This window comes from Ramlibacter sp. PS4R-6, from assembly GCF_037572775.1.
In the GTDB taxonomy this organism is placed as follows: Bacteria; Pseudomonadota; Gammaproteobacteria; order Burkholderiales; family Burkholderiaceae_C; genus Ramlibacter.
Genome location: NZ_JBBHKA010000001.1, coordinates 1690035 through 1705339, shown reverse-complemented (window position 1 = coordinate 1705339; position 15305 = coordinate 1690035). Strand labels below are relative to the sequence as shown.

At 68.8% G+C, this 15305-nt stretch carries 16 protein-coding genes; 6 read left to right on the top strand and 10 right to left on the bottom strand.

Translation table 11 applies throughout. The features are described 5' to 3' along the window. Positions 1–31 precede the first annotated feature (31 nt). Entirely contained in the window at positions 32–919 is an 888-nt protein-coding gene (locus tag WG903_RS08295) for a LysR family transcriptional regulator (RefSeq protein ID WP_340074177.1), read from the top strand. A gap of 178 nt (positions 920–1097) precedes the next feature. Here the strand turns inward: WG903_RS08295 and WG903_RS08290 are convergent, their stop codons facing one another. From WG903_RS08290 to folC, 7 genes are all read right to left on the bottom strand, one after another. Continuing rightward, positions 1098–2129 carry an MBL fold metallo-hydrolase gene (locus WG903_RS08290; protein ID WP_340074175.1) on the bottom strand — a complete coding sequence of 344 codons (1032 nt, stop codon included), beginning with the start codon at positions 2127–2129 and terminating at the stop codon, positions 1098–1100. Beyond that, entirely contained in the window at positions 2126–2860 is a 735-nt protein-coding gene (locus WG903_RS08285) for a retropepsin-like aspartic protease (protein ID WP_340074173.1), read from the bottom strand. Before WG903_RS08285 ends, WG903_RS08290 begins: the two co-directional genes overlap by 4 nt. 115 nt (positions 2861–2975) lie before the next feature. Beyond that, positions 2976–4187, bottom strand: a complete 1212-nt coding sequence (locus WG903_RS08280; protein WP_340074171.1) for an O-succinylhomoserine sulfhydrylase — start codon at positions 4185–4187, stop codon at positions 2976–2978. A gap of 1 nt (position 4188) precedes the next feature. Continuing rightward, the gene (gene purF / locus WG903_RS08275) at positions 4189–5697 is read right to left on the bottom strand and encodes an amidophosphoribosyltransferase (RefSeq protein ID WP_340074169.1); all 1509 of its coding nucleotides are present in this window, start codon (positions 5695–5697) and stop codon (positions 4189–4191) included. Positions 5698–5702: 5 nt separating this feature from the next. Further along, complete coding sequence (locus tag WG903_RS08270) at positions 5703–6191, bottom strand: CvpA family protein (protein ID WP_340074167.1); 489 nt, start codon at positions 6189–6191, stop codon at positions 5703–5705. Then, a complete protein-coding gene (locus WG903_RS08265; protein WP_340074165.1) occupies positions 6191–6901 on the bottom strand; it encodes an SPOR domain-containing protein in 711 nt (236 codons plus the stop codon). The genes WG903_RS08270 and WG903_RS08265 overlap by 1 nt, the downstream gene beginning before the upstream one ends. Before the next feature lie 10 nt (positions 6902–6911). Next, positions 6912–8195 (bottom strand): bifunctional tetrahydrofolate synthase/dihydrofolate synthase, encoded by a 1284-nt coding sequence (gene folC, locus WG903_RS08260; RefSeq protein WP_340074163.1) that lies wholly within the window; start codon positions 8193–8195, stop codon positions 6912–6914. Positions 8196–8219: 24 nt separating this feature from the next. Between folC and WG903_RS08255 the strand changes: the two genes are divergently transcribed. The 5 genes from WG903_RS08255 (at position 8220) to WG903_RS08235 (ending at position 13491) form a co-directional block, all read left to right on the top strand. Then, positions 8220–8573: an ArsC family reductase gene (locus WG903_RS08255; RefSeq protein WP_340074161.1), complete on the top strand. Its 354-nt coding sequence runs from the start codon at positions 8220–8222 to the stop codon at positions 8571–8573. Positions 8574–8662: 89 nt separating this feature from the next. Continuing rightward, on the top strand, positions 8663–9379 hold the full coding sequence (locus WG903_RS08250) for a glycine zipper 2TM domain-containing protein (RefSeq protein WP_340074159.1): 717 nt from the start codon (positions 8663–8665) through the stop codon (positions 9377–9379). Between the two features lie 76 nt (positions 9380–9455). Beyond that, positions 9456–10793 (top strand): argininosuccinate synthase, encoded by a 1338-nt coding sequence (gene argG, locus WG903_RS08245; RefSeq protein ID WP_340074157.1) that lies wholly within the window; start codon positions 9456–9458, stop codon positions 10791–10793. 38 nt (positions 10794–10831) lie between these two features. Beyond that, complete coding sequence (locus WG903_RS08240; RefSeq protein WP_340074155.1) at positions 10832–11302, top strand: (2Fe-2S)-binding protein; 471 nt, start codon at positions 10832–10834, stop codon at positions 11300–11302. Next, entirely contained in the window at positions 11302–13491 is a 2190-nt protein-coding gene (locus WG903_RS08235; RefSeq protein ID WP_340074153.1) for a xanthine dehydrogenase family protein molybdopterin-binding subunit, read from the top strand. The genes WG903_RS08240 and WG903_RS08235 overlap by 1 nt, the downstream gene beginning before the upstream one ends. Here WG903_RS08235 and WG903_RS08230 read toward each other — a convergent pair. From WG903_RS08230 to WG903_RS08220, 3 genes are all read right to left on the bottom strand, one after another. Further along, entirely contained in the window at positions 13488–14321 is an 834-nt protein-coding gene (locus WG903_RS08230) for a class I SAM-dependent methyltransferase (RefSeq protein WP_340074151.1), read from the bottom strand. The two genes, WG903_RS08235 and WG903_RS08230, sit on opposite strands and share 4 nt — an antisense overlap. A gap of 80 nt (positions 14322–14401) precedes the next feature. Next, on the bottom strand, positions 14402–14908 hold the full coding sequence (locus tag WG903_RS08225) for a hypothetical protein (RefSeq protein ID WP_340074149.1): 507 nt from the start codon (positions 14906–14908) through the stop codon (positions 14402–14404). Positions 14909–15030: 122 nt separating this feature from the next. Beyond that, positions 15031–15303, bottom strand: a complete 273-nt coding sequence (locus WG903_RS08220; protein WP_340074147.1) for a DUF3297 family protein — start codon at positions 15301–15303, stop codon at positions 15031–15033. Positions 15304–15305 lie beyond the last annotated feature (2 nt).

The window sequence follows — 15305 nt, the reverse complement described above, 5'->3', positions numbered from 1 at the left end:
CGTACAATGGAAAGATCGGATCGTTTCATCCATGGCATCGATCAATCTCTCGGCCCGCGACCTCGAGGCCTTCCTGGCGCTCGCGCAGGCGCAGCACTTCACCCGAGCGGCCGAGCGCTGCAACCTGTCGCAGAGCGCCTTCAGCCAGAAGATCGCGCGCATCGAGCAGGTGGCGGGCGTGGCGCTGTTCGAGCGCTCGACCCGCCACGTGGCACTCACGCCCGAGGGCGAGGTGTTCGCGGATGAGGTGCGGCGCATCCAGAGCGACCTGCAGCATGCGCTGGCGCACCTGAACGAGCTGGCGACGCGCCGCGTCGGCAAGGTCGCGATCGCCGCCCTGCCCTCGGTCGCCGCGGTCTGGATGCCGCAGGTGATCGCCCGTTACCGCGCCGCCCACCCCAACATCCGCATCGAGCTCTTCGACGCGCTGGCCGGCGGCGGCCTGGGCCTCCTGCGCGAAGGCCGGGTCGACATCGCCATCACGGCCGGCGGCGACCTGCGCGAGTTCGACGTGACCGAGCTGCGCAGCGAGCGCTTCCACCTGGTGTGCCCGCGCAAGCATCCGCTGGCGGCGAAGAAGTCCATCGCGCTCTCGCAGCTCGAGGGCGAGGAGATCGTGCATCTGGCGCGCAGCAGCAGCGTGCGCCAGCATCTGGAAGCGGCGGGCGTGGCGGCGCGCACGGGCGCGCTGGAGGTCGAGCACCTCGCCACGGTGGCCGCGCTGGTCGCGCAAGGCCTGGGCGTGAGCGTGGTGCCCGAGCTCACGCTCTTCCACTTCCAGCGCGCGGGCCTGGCCAACGTGCCGGTGCGCGATGCCGCCCTGCGCCGGCCGATCCTGCTGGCGCGCCGCAAGGGCAAGGCGCTGTCGGTAGCGGCGCGCGCGATGGTCGACGAGATCGTGCGCGAGGCGCGCGGCTGACGCACGAGCTCAGCGCGTTCCTACAGCCGAGCCAAATGTGCGTTGGCACACTTAGGCCATGCTGTACCGCCTGTTCCCCACCGCCTGGGTCCGCGAACTGCTCTTCTGCCTGGTGACGAGCTCGCTGGGCTTGAGCGTGTGCGCCGCGGCGGCGGCGGCCGTCAGCACCTGGCCCTGATCAGCGAATCTCGCGGTTGTCGCGGGCTTCGATGTAGGCCTTGCGGACCAGGCCTTTCGCCACCGTCGGGAAATTCGTCGCAGCTTCCTCGTTGCCGCGCGTGAAGCGGTCCTTGAAGTCGTCCAGGCTCACCGCCGCCTGCACCTCGTCGATCGACACCGCGCCTTCGCGCAACGCACGCGTCACGCGCTTGACCGCCGCCTCGAACAGGTCGGCCTCCAGGTTCATGTAGTTCTTGTCGCGGAAGGCCGGGCCGTGGCCGGGCACGATGATGTCCACGTCCAGGCGCGCCAGCGCGCGGATCGACTTCGCATGCTCCGACAGCGGCGGCGTGTAGTAGGGCAGCGGGTGGCTCACGGCGTCGCCGGTGATGAGGATCTTCTCGCGCGGCAGGTAGAGCACCGTGGTCCCCACGGCGTCGCCCGTCACGCTCATGAAGCGGAATTCGCGCGTGCCGCGGTGGATGGTGAGCTGGTCCGTGTACGTCAGCGTGGGGTACACGCGCTTGGTCGCGACCAGCTCCGCCACCATCTCGCGCGAGCGCTGCAGCTCCAGCTCCTCCGTTGCGCGCTTCTGCGGCGTGAGCTCCTTGTTGTCCGCCAACGCCTTCGTCATCGCCTCGATCTGCGGCGGCAGGTTCTTCGCCCAGATCGGCGTCATGTTGAGCATGAGGTTGCGCTCCTGCTCGGTGGCGATGATCTCCAGCCCCGGGAAGGCGGCCGCGAACACCTCGTTGCCCGACCAGTGGTCCGGGTGCCAGTGCGAATTGACGACGTAGCGCACCGGCTTGTTCGTGATCTTGCGGATCTCCGCCAGGATGATTCGCGCCGTCGACGGCCGCGTGGTGGTGTCGAAGACCAGCACGCCGCTGTCGTCGATGATGGCCACGGAATTCAGGTTCTCCACGTAGCCGTCGGCCGCCACCGTGAACTGCCAGATGCCCGGCGCGATCTCGGCCTTCTTCACGTCGACCGGCACCTGCGCGTACGCCATGGCGCAGGCCAGCAAGAGGACAGCCAGCAGTTTCTTCATGCGGACCTCGCCAGTCGCAGGCGTTCGTTGGACGCATCGAGCGTCAGGATGAAATCCTTCAGCGCCTCGCCGCCGACCTGGCCGCGCGGCCGGGCGTGCGGGTCGGGCACGACGTCGGTAAAGCGCAGGACGCGCACCGGCAGCTTGAACTCGCCCAGCGTCACGTCGCCCACCACGGTGGCTTCGAAGATCGGCAGCTCGCCGGCATGCGTGCGTGCCGTGCCCTTGCGCACCGGCTCGCCGGCCAGCGGCAGCTCCTTCAGGTAGCGCGTGGGCAGCGCGAGCGCGTAAGGCGCACCCGTGTCCAGGTGCACGGAGATTTCCTTGCCGGCCACCATCACCGGCACCGACGGCAGGTCGTCGCCCTTGTACGAGAACACCGTGCGGCTTTCCGCCGGCGGCAGCGCGCCGCGCTGCAGGAAGAACTTGCGCGCGGGGTAATCGAACGTGACCAGGTGGCCGTGGAAGGCCGATGCGCTCAGCACGCCGCGCGGGATGTCGTCGCCGCGCATGATCCGCGCGATGGGCGCGACGAAGACATCGAGCTTGGCCAGCACCACGGGGCCGATGCGCAGTTCGTCGACCTCGACGTCCGTGCCGGCCAGCCCGAGGTCGGCCGCGAGCGACGTGTCCAGCACCGTCACCGAAGCGCCGGTGTCGACGATCAATTTGAACGGGCCCTTGCCGTTGATCGTCACCTCGACGACCGGGCGGCCGCCGAAGTCGAGCATGGGCAGCGTTGCGCCTTGCGCGGGGACCGAAACAGCGTGGGGAACGGCGCCGAATGCCGGGAGGGCACATGCGCCGAAGAGTGAAACGACGGCGCGCCGGGAGATCATGAGAAAGCTAGAGGGTGTCGAGGCCGCGGGACAGGTCCGCTTTCACATCTTCCACGTGCTCCAGGCCCACGGCTATCCGGATCAGCCCTTGCCCGATGCCGGCGGCCTGCCGCTGCTCTTCGGTCAGGCGACCGTGCGACGTGGTCGCCGGGTGCGTGACGATCGTCTTCACGTCGCCCAGGTTCGTCGCAATGCTCACCACTTGCGTCGAATCGATCACGTGGAATGCGTTTTTGCGGCGCTCTTCCGGCGTTTTGCCGGCCACATCGAACGAAACGACGGCGGCGCCGCTGCCCGACTGCTGTTTCATCGCCAGCTCGTGCTGGCCGTGCGACTTCAGGCCCGGGTAGTACACGCGCGCCACCGACGGGTGCGACTCGAGCCACTTCGCGAGCTCGAGCGAGTGGCGGCTTTGCGCCTCCATGCGGATGCCCAGCGTCTCCAGGCCCTTCAGGCACACCCAGGCGTTGAAGGGCGCGAGCGTCATGCCCGCCGTGCGCACCATCGGGCCGAAGACCTCGTTCACCAGCTTCGCCGTGCCGCAGATCGCGCCGGCCATCACGCGGCCCTGGCCGTCCAGGTGCTTGGTGCCGGAATGGATGATCAGGTCGGCGCCGAATTCGATCGGCCGTTGCAGCGCCGGCGTGCAGAAGCAGTTGTCCACGACCAGCAGCGCGCCGGCGTTGTGCGCGAGGTCGGCCAGCGCCTGGATGTCGCACACGTCGGTCAGCGGGTTGGTCGGCGTCTCGGCGAACAGCAGCTTCGTGTTCGGCTTGACGGCCTTCTTCCATTCGTTGACGTCGGTCTGCGAGACGAAGGTGCTCTCCACGCCGAACTTGCCGAACTCCCTGCCGATCAAATTCAGCGTGGAGCCGAACACCGAGCGCGAGCAGATGACGTGGTCGCCCGACTTGAGCAGCGCCATGCACAGCATCAGGATCGCGCCCATGCCGGTGGACGCGCCGATCGCGGCCTCGGTGCCTTCGAGCGCGGCCAGCCGCTGCTCGAAGCTGGAGACCGTCGGGTTCGACGTGCGGCCGTAGGTGTAGCCCTCCAGCGGGTTGGCGAAGCGGTGCGCCATCGTCTCCGAGTCGGGCTGGATGAAGCCGCTCGTGAGGAACAGCGCTTCCGAGTTCTCGCCGTACTGCGACGGCTCCAGGGCCGCGCGCACCGCGAGCGTGTCGCGGTGCAGGCCGGGCGGCAGTTCCTTTTTCTTCAAGTCAGGCTTCCTCGGCGTTGGGCAAAGCCAGGCGCGACGCGCTTTCTTCCAGCGGGTCTTCCTGGCCGACGCGCGCCTCGTTGATGCGCGCGATGTCGTCGGGGTTGATGTCGCCGGTGACGTACACGCCGTCGAAGCACGACGCATCGAAGCCATCCAGCTTCGGGTTGAGCGAACCGATCGCGCGCTTCATGCCTTCGACGTCCTGGTAGATCAGCGCGTCGCAGCCGATGATCTCGCGGATCTCGTCGATGGTGCGGCCGTGCGCGACGAGCTCCGTTGCCGTCGGCATGTCGATGCCATAGACGTTCGGGAACCGCACCGGCGGCGCGGCGCTGGCCAGGTACACCTTCTTGGCGCCGGCCTCGCGCGCCATCTGCACGATCTCGCGGCTCGTCGTGCCGCGCACGATGGAGTCATCGACCAGCATCACGTTGCGGCCCTTGAACTCGCTGGAGATCACGTTGAGCTTCTGGCGCACCGACTTCTTGCGTACGCCCTGCCCCGGCATGATGAAGGTGCGGCCCACGTAGCGGTTCTTCACGAAGCCTTCGCGGTAGGGGATGCCCAGCAGCTTCGCGCATTCCATCGCGCTGGGGCGGCTGGACTCGGGGATCGGGATGATCACGTCGATCTCGTTGGGCGGCAGCGTGGAGATCACGCGCTTGGCCAGCGTCTCGCCGAGGTTCAGGCGCGCCTGGTACACCGAGATGCCGTCCATCACCGAGTCGGGACGCGCGAGGTACACGAACTCGAAGATGCACGGGAAGAGCTTGGGGTTGTCCGCGCACTGCCTCGCGTGGACGTTGCCCTTCAGGTCGATGAACACCGCCTCGCCCGGCTGCACATGCCGCTCGAAGGCATGCCCCGTGCCTTCCAGCGTGACCGACTCGCTGGCCACCATCACGGTGCCGTCCTTGCCGCGGCCCAGCGACAGCGGGCGGATGCCGTACGGGTCGCGGAAGGCCAGCACGCCGTGGCCCGAGATCATCGCGATCACCGCATACGAACCGCGCACGCGCTTGTGCACCTGCGCCACGGCCTTGAAGACGTCCTCGGGCGTGAGCTTGATGCCGCGCGTGGTCTTCTCGAGCTCGTGCGCGAAGACGTTCAGCAGCACCTCCGAGTCGCTCTCGGTGTTGATGTGGCGGTGGTCGGTGGTGAACAGCTCCGCCTTCAGCGCCTGCGCGTTCGTCAGGTTGCCGTTGTGCACGAGGACGATGCCGAACGGCGCGTTCACGTAGAAGGGCTGCGCCTCCTCCTCGCTGTAGGCATTGCCCGCCGTGGGGTAGCGCACCTGGCCCAGGCCGGCGTCGCCCGGCAGGCCGCGCATGTTGCGCGTGCGGAAGACGTCGCGCACCATGCCCTTGGCCTTGTGCATGAAGAACTTGCGTTCCAGCTGCGTGACGATGCCGGCCGCGTCCTGGCCGCGATGCTGCAGGAGCAGCAGCGCGTCGTAGATCAGCTGGTTGACGGGCGCATGACTGACGACGCCGACGATTCCGCACATGGCATTTACCCCGGTAGGTACTGGCCGAACCTCTCGGGCAGTACCGGCTTCAACTGCTTCACCGCGGAGGTCGAGATCTCCGCGGCCTTCGATTCTTCCCACCAGTCCGCGCGCTTGAACGGCGTCATGTTCACCACGATCGCGATCGCCATCAAGAGCAACACACCGCGCAACACGCCGAACCCGGCGCCCAGCACCCGGTCCACCGGCCGCAGGCCCACGGCCTCCACGGCCTTCTTCACCAGCCACGCCAGCAGCCCGCCCGCGATCACCACGAGGATGAACACCAGCACGAACGCCGCCGCGTAGCGCGCCACCTGCGGCGCCTGCCCCATCGGCAGCAGCGTGGCCACGTCCGGCGCGAACAATTGCGCCAGCAGGAAAGCGGCCACCCAGCTCACCACCGACAGCACCTCGTACACCAGCCCGCGCCACGCGCCGAGCAGCAGCGACGCGGCCAGGATGGCGACGAAGACCCAGTCCAGCGCCGCCATCACAAGGTGAGGACGGCCGGCTGCAAATCCAGCCCCTTCACCCGCTCGGCGGCCTTCTCGGCGTCGGCCTTGGTCGCGAACGGCCCCAGCCGCACGCGGATGCGCTTGCCGTCCTTGGTCTCGACCACCTGCGTGTAGGTCTTCAGGCCCGCATGCTCCAGCTTCAGCCGCGTCTCGCGCGCCTTGGTCACGTCGGAAAAGGCGCCCACCTGCACGACGTAGCGGCCTTCGGAAATCACGGGGGTGCTGGCGACCGGCTTGCCTTCGAGCAGCGCGGCGGCCTTGGTGCCGTCGTCGGCCGGCGCCTTGGCTTCCTGTTTCGGTTCGGGCTTGGGCGCGGGTGCGGGCTCGGCCTTGGCGACGCTCGCAACGGGCGCAGGCGGCGGGGCCGGCGCGGTGACGGGTGCCTGCGTGACGGCGCCAGCGGCCGAGGGCGGCTGCGCGGCGGGCGCCGACTGCGTCACCGGCGCCGCGGGCACGGTGAGCGGCTTGACCTTCTTGCGGTCCGGGATCTCGATGGGGATGTCGACCGAGATCGGGCGCGGCTGCGTGTCGAACAGCAGCGGGAAGCCGACGACGCCGATGAGGACCAGCACGCACGCGCCGATGAGGCGGTGCTTCGCGCGCTTGCGCATGGCCTCGATGCTCTCGGGCTGCCGGGCGGTGGCTCCGGTGTCGTCGCCACCCTTGCGCGATTGGAAGAAGGCCATGGTGCGTGGGCTACACGTGTTTTGCGCCGAGCCGGGGGATTCCGTCCTTCAGCACGCCACCCACGGTGTAGAACGATCCGAACACGACGATTCTATCAGCGGGGTTTGCGGCGGCCAGCGCCGCTTCGAAGGCGTCCTTCGGGTTGCTGTGGGTGCTGGCGCGCACGTCGCGCCGCGTTTCCAGGCCCTGCCATTGCTCCTGCAGCTTCACGGCCGCCTGCGCGCGCGGCGTCGGCAGGTCGGTGAAGTACCAGCGGTCCACGATCGGCCCCAGCTTCTGCAGCATGGGCGCCAGGTCCTTGTCGGCCATCGCGCCGAACACCGCGTGGGTCTGCGGGTAGAAGCCCATCGCGTCGAGGTTGGCCGCCAGCGCCGCGGCCGAATGCGGGTTGTGCGCCACGTCCAGCACCAGCGCGGGCTGGCCGGGCACGATCTGGAAGCGCCCCGGCAGTTCCACCATCGACAGGCCGTTGCGCACGGCCTGCGCCGTCACGGGCAATGTCGTGCGGATCGCTTCCAGCGCCGCCAGCACCCCCGACGCGTTGACCAGCTGGTTGGCGCCGCGCAGCGCGGGGTACGCCACGCCCGCGTAACGCCGCCCGCGCCCCGCCCACGACCATTGCTGCGGGTCGCCCTGGAAGTTGAAGTCGCGCCCGAACAGCCACAGGTCGGCGCCGATCTCGCGGGCGTGGTCCACCACGCTTTGCGGCGGCACGGGGTCGCTCACCACCGCCGGGCGGCCCGTGCGCATCACGCCGGCCTTCTCGCGGCCGATGCTCTCGCGGTCGGGCCCCAGGAACTCCATGTGGTCCAGGTCGATGCTGGTGATCACCACGCAGTCGGCATCGACGATGTTCACGGCATCCAGCCGCCCGCCCAGGCCCACTTCGAGGATCGCGACGTCCAGTGGCGACTGCGCCATCAGGCTCATGATCGCGAGCGTCGTGAACTCGAAGTACGTGAGCGACGTGCCTTCGCGCGCCGCTTCCACGCGCTCGAAGTGCGGCACCAGCGCATCGGCGGTCACGATCTCGCCGTGGATGCGGCAGCGCTCCTCGAAGTGCACCAGGTGCGGCGACGTGTACACGCCCGTCCGGAAGCCGGCCTGCCCCAGGATCGCCTCGAGCATCGCGCAGGTCGAGCCCTTGCCGTTGGTGCCCGCCACGGTGATCACCGGGCAGTCGAAGCGCAGTTGCATGCGGCCCGCGACGGCGCGCACGCGGTCCAGGCCCAGTTCGATGGTTTTCGGGTGGATGCGCTCGCAGTACGCCAGCCACTCGTCCAGTGTCTTCATGCCGCGATTGTCTAAGATGGGGCGATGGCCCTGACCGTCTATGGCATCCCCAACTGCGACACGGTGAAGAAGGCGCGCGCCTGGCTGGCCGAACGCGGCGTCGAGCACGCGTTCCACGACTTCAAGAAACAGGGCGTGCCCCCGGCCCTGCTGGATCGCTGGATTTCGGAACTGGGGTGGGAAAAGTTGGTCAATCGCAACGGTACGACCTGGCGCAAGCTGTCGCCGCAGGTGCAAGCCGGTGTGACGGATGCCACATCGGCCAAGCGCCTGATGCAGGAAAACGTCAGCGTGATCAAGCGTCCGGTCGTCGAATGGAACCGGAAGTTCACCACTGTCGGGTTCGACGCGGCCCAGTGGCAGGAGCGGTTGGCCTGACTTTACGGTCGCTTTACCCGCGCAAGGCGGCGAAGCCCAGCCGTTTTGCCTAAAATTTGGGCATGAATTCAACAGCCAAGGAGTCCTCGATGAACAAAGCCATTTGGATGTCGGCGATGGGAGCGATCGGCTTGGCAGCAGCCAGCGCGGCCAGCGCGCAGGAAGTCGGTCGCGTCATCTCCAGCACGCCCGTCGTGCAGCAGGTGCCGGTGCAGCGCCAGGTGTGCAACCAGCAGCCCGTCGTGCAGCAGCAGGCGCCGCAAGGCGGCGGCGCGGGCGCGGTGATCGGCGCCATCGCCGGTGGCTTGCTCGGTCACACGGTCGGCGGCGGCATGGGCAATGCCGTGGCCACGGGCATCGGCGTCGTCGCCGGCGCCGCCGTGGGCGACAACCTCGAACGCAACCGCTCGCCGCAGTACGTGCAAGGCCCCGGCCAGTGCCAGCTGCAGGTGACGTACGAGAACCGCACGGTCGGCTACAACGTGGAGTACGAGTACGCCGGCAAGACCTTCAAGGTGCAGATGCCCTACGACCCGGGCCCGACGGTGCGCCTGCAGGTCACGCCCATGGCCAGCAACGCGCCGGCCACGGCGCCCTCCACTTCCGGCGTGCAGACCATCTCGGCCCCCGCCGAGGCGACGGCGCCCGTGTACCTGGCGCAGACACCCAGCGTCGTGTACCCCGCGTACGGCTATCCGGCCTATGCCCCGTACCCCGGCTACTACGGCCGCCCGTACTGGTACCCGCCCATCAGCCTGTCGCTCGGCTACGTGTGGCACGGCGGCGGTCGCCACCGCTGGCGCTGAGCGCTCGCTCGTTTCGCAAGGCCCGCCGCGTGCGGGCCTTCTCGTTTCGGGGCCCCAAGTAAAATCGGCCCCTTCCATGAGCACCATCCTCGAACAACTGCCCGCCGGCCAGAAGGTCGGCATCGCCTTCTCCGGCGGCCTGGACACCTCCGCCGCGCTGCACTGGATGCGCAAGAAGGGCGCGATCCCCTACGCCTACACCGCCAACCTGGGCCAGCCCGACGAGCCCGACTACGACGCGATCCCGCGCAAGGCCATGGAATACGGCGCGGAGAAGGCGCGGCTCGTGGATTGCCGCAAGCAGCTCGCGCACGAGGGCATCGCGGCGCTGCAGGCGGGCGCGTTCCACATCTCCACGGCGGGCGTCACCTACTTCAACACCACGCCGCTGGGCCGCGCGGTGACGGGCACGATGCTCGTGGCCGCGATGAAGGAGGACGACGTGAACATCTGGGGCGACGGCTCCACGTTCAAGGGCAACGACATCGAGCGCTTCTACCGCTACGGCCTGCTCACCAACCCGTCGCTGAAGATCTACAAGCCCTGGCTCGACCAGCAGTTCATCGACGAACTGGGCGGCCGCGCCGAGATGTCGGCGTTCATGACGACCAGCGGCTTCCAGTACAAGATGTCCGCGGAGAAGGCGTACTCGACCGACTCGAACATGCTCGGCGCGACGCATGAAGCGAAGGACCTGGAACAACTCAGCTCCGGCATCCGCATCGTCAACCCGATCATGGGCGTGGCGTTCTGGAAGGCCGAGACGCCGGTGAAGCCCGAAGAGGTGCGCGTGCGCTTCGAAGAGGGCCAGCCCGTTGCGCTGAACGGCAAGACGTTCGCATCGCCCGTGGACCTGTTCCTCGAAGCCAACGCCATCGGCGGCCGCCACGGCCTGGGCATGAGCGACCAGATCGAGAACCGCATCATCGAGGCCAAGAGCCGCGGCATTTACGAAGCGCCCGGCATGGCGCTGCTCTTCATCGCGTACGAGCGCCTGGTGAGCGGCATCCACAACGAGGACACCATCGAGCAGTACCGCGACAACGGCCGCAAGCTGGGGCGCCTGCTGTACCAGGGCCGCTGGTTCGACCCGCAGGCCATCATGCTGCGCGAGACGGCGCAGCGCTGGGTGGCGCGCGCGGTGACGGGCGAGGTGACGCTGGAACTGCGCCGCGGCAACGACTACTCGATCCTCAACACCGAGTCGCCCAACCTCACGTACGCGCCCGAGCGCCTGAGCATGGAGAAGGTGGAGAACGCGCCCTTCTCGCCCAAGGACCGCATCGGCCAGCTGACCATGCGCAACCTGGACATCTCCGACACGCGCGACAAGCTTGCGGTGTATGCCAAGGCAGGGCTGCTGTCCTCGGACGGCGACGCGCCGCTGCCTTCGCTGGGCAACGACAAGAAATAGCTTTAAGCTGGCGCGGCCTGAAGCAGCCGGAGCCAGCCATGCCGCAGTACTCGCTGACCGTGAACGGCGCCCCGCGCGCCGTCGATGCCTGGGACGGCGACATGCCCGTCCTCTACGCCCTGCGCAACGACCTGGGACTGCATGCCGCCAAGTTCGGCTGCGGCCACGGCCAGTGCGGCGCGTGCACGGTGCTCATGGACGGCAAGGCCACGCGCTCGTGCCTGGTGAAGCTCGCCGACGCCGCGGGCCGCACCATCGTCACCGCCGAAGGCCTGGGCTCGCCCGAGAAGCCTCATCCCGTGCAGGCCGCCTTCATCGCCGAACAGGCGGCGCAGTGCGGCTATTGCACCAACGGCATGGTGATGACCAGCGTCGCGCTGCTGCGGGCCAACCCCAAGCCCACGCGCGAGCAGGCGCAGGCCGCGCTCGCGGGCAACCTGTGCCGCTGCGGCTCGCACGACCGCGTGCTCAAGGCCGTCGAACGCGCTGCGCGCGGCGGGAGCACGTGATGGACCGCCGCGAACTGCTCAAGGCCAGCGCCGCCGTCGTCGGCTTCTCGATGACCGGGCTGCCCGCCTTCGCGCAAGGCGCATCGGCCGCCGTGCGCCGCGCGATGCCGCTGGACCAGGCCGATTCCTTCATCGCCTTCGGCCGCGACGGCACGGTCACCGTGTTCTCCGGCAAGGTCGACCTGGGCACCGGCCACCGCGTGGCGATGCGCCAGATGGTGGGCGAGGAACTGGGCACGCCGATGCACCGCATCGAACTCATCGAGGGCGACACGGGCCTCACGCCCAACCAGGGCCCCACCGCCGGCAGCACCGGCGTGATGCGCGGCGGCGTCGAGCTGCGGCAGGCCGCGGCGACGATGCGCGAAGGCCTCGTTGCACTGGCCGCCGACCGCCTGAAGAAACCCGCCGACGCGTTGACGCTGGAAGACGGCGTGGTGAGCGCAAGCGACGGCACGCGCGTCACGGTCGGAGAATTGGCCAGCGCCGGCCCGCTGAACCTGAAGATGAATCCCAAGGCGCCGCTGAAGAAGCCGGCGCAATACAAGTTCGTTGGCCAGCCGCTGCCGCGCCCCGACATCCCCGCCAAGGTGACGGGGCGCTTCGAGTACGTGCACGACGTGAAGCTGCCCGGCATGCTGCACGCGCGCATCGTGCGGCCGCCGGCGGTCGGCGCGAAGGTGGTGGGTGTCGACGAAGCATCGGTGGGCAAGCTGCCCGGCGTGCGCGTCGTGCGCATGAACGACTTCGTCGCGGTGCTCAGCCCCGACGAGTGGGCCGCCATCCGCGCCCAGCGCGAACTCAAGGTGCAATGGAGCGACAGCGCACCGCTGATCGGCAGCAGCGATGTCGCAGACTGGGCCAGGCGAGGCCCCTTCGTCGCGGAAGAGACGATCGTGAACAAGGGCGACGCCGCCCGCATCGCCGCGATGGCGGGCGCGCAGAAGGTCAGCGCCACCTATTTCTGGCCGATCCAGTCGCACGCCTCCATGGGGCCGTCATGCGCCGTTGCCGACGTCAAGCCCGAAGGCGCGACGATCTGGTCGGCGTCGCAGGCCACGCACCGCCTGGTCAATGCCTGCGCCGCCGTCCTCGACATGCCGCGCGACAAGGTGCGTGTCATCTACGCCGATGGCGCCGGCTGCTACGGCACCAACGGCCACGACGACGCGACGGCCGAAGCGGCCATGCTGTCCAAGGCCGCCGGCGCGCCGGTGCGCGTGCAGTGGAGCCGCGAGGAAGAACTGGGCTGGGACCCGAAAGGCCCGCCGCAGCTGCTGGCCTTCGAGGCCACGCTGACGCCGCAGGGCCGCATCGACGCGTGGCATACCGACATGTGGCTGCCGCGCGCCACCGCCAACCTCGAGTGGATCCCGCTCGTCTCGCCGCTGGCCGCGGGCCTGAAGCAGCCGCAGGGCCAGGCCGTGGGCCTGGTGTCGCAGAACGGCGACCCGCCCTATGGCACCGGCGCGATCAAGGTCGACGTGCACTGGCTCGGCCCCGCGCCGCTGCGGCCGTCGAACATCCGCGCACCGGGCAAGGTGGGCAACGGCTTCGCGGTGGAGAGCTTCACCGACGAACTCGCCGCCGAAGCGAAGATGGACCCGATCGCCTTCCGCCTGCAGGCGCTGGAGAACCCGCGCGGCCGTGAAGTGATCGAGCGCCTGGCGAAACTGATGCAATGGCAGCCGCGCCCCTCACCCGGCCGCACGGTGAATCGCCGCATCGCCACCGGACGCGGCATGGCCTACATGCACTACAAGCACAACGAGACCTTCGTGGCCGTGGGCATGGAGGTGCAGGTGGACCGCGCCAGCGGTGAGCTGCGCGTGGCGCGCGTGGCCTGCGCCCACGACTGCGGCCTGATGATCAACCCCGACGCCGTGCGCGCGCAGGTGGAGGGCAACATCCTGCAGACGCTGTCGCGCACGCTGCTCGAGGAGACGCAATTCGACCGCTCGCGCGTGACCAACGTGACCTGGGCCGACTACCCCATCCTGCGCTTCACGGAAGTGCCGCGCATCGACGTGGACCTGATCCAGCGCCTGGACCAGCCGCCGCTGGGCGCCGGCGAGGCCGCGGCGTCGGCCGTGCCGGCGGCGCTGGGCAATGCGCTCTTCGACGCAACGGGCGTGCGCGCGCGCGAAGTGCCGTTCACACGGCAGAAACTGAGGGCCTTGCTGGCCTAGGGCTTGCGCGCGATGTAGTGGAACCAGAAGGCGTCGCGGGTGTCCGCGCCGTCTTCCACCTTCTGGCCGCGCGAGCTGTCGAAGACGGCCTCCACCTCGAAGCCCACCTCGCGCAGCTGGCGCTTCGTCTCGGTGAACGTCGTGTACATCACGACGATGCCGAAATCGTGCGCGCCGGCGTTCATGATCGACCAGCCCTCGTGCGACTCGTTCATCGTGCGCAGCTTGCGGTGGTTCATGAGCGAGCGCGGCAGCGCGCGGATGGACTTGAAGCTGCGCCAACCCAGCTTGAGCGGGTTCCAGGTGAAGGGGATGTGCAACTGCGGCTGCTCACCGCGGCCCGGCCCTTCGTGGTTGTGCGCCGAGAAGAAGAAGCGCCCGCCCGGCCGCAGCACGCGGTACACCTCGCGCAGCACCTTCATGCGGCCCGGGATGTCCACGGCGTCGATGCCGTTGAACGAGAACACCACCAGCCCGAACTGCTCGTCGTGGAAGGCCGACAGGTCGCGCGCGTCCATCTGCTCGCAACGGATGCCCGGGTGCAGCTTGCGGAAGGCCTGCACCATCTCGCCCGTGTAGTCGATGGCGGTGTAGTTCTGGCTCAGGGGCTGCAGGAACTGCGTGGTGCGGCCCGCGCCCACGCCCATGTCGAGGATGGCTTCGCCGCGCGCTGCATCGGCGACGAAGTCGAGCGCCACGCGCTCGCCGGAGTCCGTCCAGCCTTGCAGTTTCTCGTACAGGCGCACGGTCTCCCGTTGCGCCCAGGTGCGGCGGTTGATCGAGTCGAGGTCGCGCGCCTCGGCGCGCGCGGTGGGGTGCGAGCTCTCCATACGCGAGCCATGATGCCTCGGCCGTATGGCGCGCGGGGGCCGTTGCCGGGCAAATCCGGCGGCGTCCTACAGGGGGCAGCTCAGCGGTCGGGCAGCGAGCCGAGGTCGGTGGGCACGGTCCACACCGACGAGCCCGACGGCGGGTGCGAATCGTGCTCGCGCTTTTCGATGTCGAGCACGAGCATGCGCAGGTCTTCCATCGCGCGCGAGTCCTGCAGCTGGCCCGACGCGTGCAGCCACACGCCGCCGAACTGGCTGACTTCGCGCAGCCAGCTGCCGCGGATCATGCGGCGCACGCGGCTTTCGAGGATGGGCAGGCCGAGCAGCAGGCGCACGGCCGACGAGCGCTCCCAGTGCACCAGGCGCAGCATGCCGACGAAGCTGGTGCGGCCGTCCTTCAGCCGGCCGGAGGGGCGCACTTCCAGTTCGACGCAGTTGGGCGCGACGCCGCCACGGACGAGCTGGTCGAGGATGATGGAGCGGTACTCGGTCTGGATCTCGTCCGCGGAATGACCGGACGCGTCGACCTCGGTCTCCGGGCTTTCCACCGGAGGGTCGCGCTGCAGCAGTTTGCGAAGGCCGATCATGGAATCGTCGCGAATCTCACAATTTCACACAGTCTAGCGGCTCCGCCCCAAAAAGGCGTGCACGCGCCCCGACACATGTGCCGGAAAGTTCACAACGGATGAGCTGGCGTGCTGTAAAGACGCTAGGTGTAGAAGGCCTCGACCTGCCCCTTGATCTTGATCAGGAGCGGCTTGCCGTGGCGGTCGAGCGTCTTGCCGGCGGGCACGCGGATCCAGCCTTCGCTGATGCAGTACTCCTCGACGTCGTGGCGCTCCTTGCCGTTGAAGCGGATGCCGACGTCGTGCTCGAAGATCGCGGCGACGTGGTGCGGGCTGCGCGGGTCGACCGAGAGGCGGTCGGGCAGCGGCGGTTTGTCGGCGGGCGCGGCTTCGGGCTTGGCTTGGGAAGGTTCCATGG

Excerpts from the sequence above, each read along its gene's own strand:
- WG903_RS08295 (WP_340074177.1), top strand. The coding sequence starts at position 32 with ATGGCATCGATCAATCTCTCGGCCCGCGACCTCGAGGCCTTCCTGGCG.
- WG903_RS08290 (WP_340074175.1), bottom strand. The coding sequence starts at position 2,129 with ATGAAGAAACTGCTGGCTGTCCTCTTGCTGGCCTGCGCCATGGCGTAC.
- WG903_RS08285 (WP_340074173.1), bottom strand. The coding sequence starts at position 2,860 with ATGCTCGACTTCGGCGGCCGCCCGGTCGTCGAGGTGACGATCAACGGC.
- purF (WP_340074169.1), bottom strand. The coding sequence starts at position 5,697 with ATGTGCGGAATCGTCGGCGTCGTCAGTCATGCGCCCGTCAACCAGCTG.
- WG903_RS08270 (WP_340074167.1), bottom strand. The coding sequence starts at position 6,191 with ATGGCGGCGCTGGACTGGGTCTTCGTCGCCATCCTGGCCGCGTCGCTG.
- WG903_RS08265 (WP_340074165.1), bottom strand. The coding sequence starts at position 6,901 with ATGGCCTTCTTCCAATCGCGCAAGGGTGGCGACGACACCGGAGCCACC.
- folC (WP_340074163.1), bottom strand. The coding sequence starts at position 8,195 with ATGAAGACACTGGACGAGTGGCTGGCGTACTGCGAGCGCATCCACCCG.
- WG903_RS08255 (WP_340074161.1), top strand. The coding sequence starts at position 8,220 with ATGGCCCTGACCGTCTATGGCATCCCCAACTGCGACACGGTGAAGAAG.
- WG903_RS08250 (WP_340074159.1), top strand. The coding sequence starts at position 8,663 with ATGAACAAAGCCATTTGGATGTCGGCGATGGGAGCGATCGGCTTGGCA.
- argG (WP_340074157.1), top strand. The coding sequence starts at position 9,456 with ATGAGCACCATCCTCGAACAACTGCCCGCCGGCCAGAAGGTCGGCATC.
- WG903_RS08240 (WP_340074155.1), top strand. The coding sequence starts at position 10,832 with ATGCCGCAGTACTCGCTGACCGTGAACGGCGCCCCGCGCGCCGTCGAT.
- WG903_RS08235 (WP_340074153.1), top strand. The coding sequence starts at position 11,302 with ATGGACCGCCGCGAACTGCTCAAGGCCAGCGCCGCCGTCGTCGGCTTC.
- WG903_RS08230 (WP_340074151.1), bottom strand. The coding sequence starts at position 14,321 with ATGGAGAGCTCGCACCCCACCGCGCGCGCCGAGGCGCGCGACCTCGAC.
- WG903_RS08225 (WP_340074149.1), bottom strand. The coding sequence starts at position 14,908 with ATGATCGGCCTTCGCAAACTGCTGCAGCGCGACCCTCCGGTGGAAAGC.
- WG903_RS08220 (WP_340074147.1), bottom strand. The coding sequence starts at position 15,303 with ATGGAACCTTCCCAAGCCAAGCCCGAAGCCGCGCCCGCCGACAAACCG.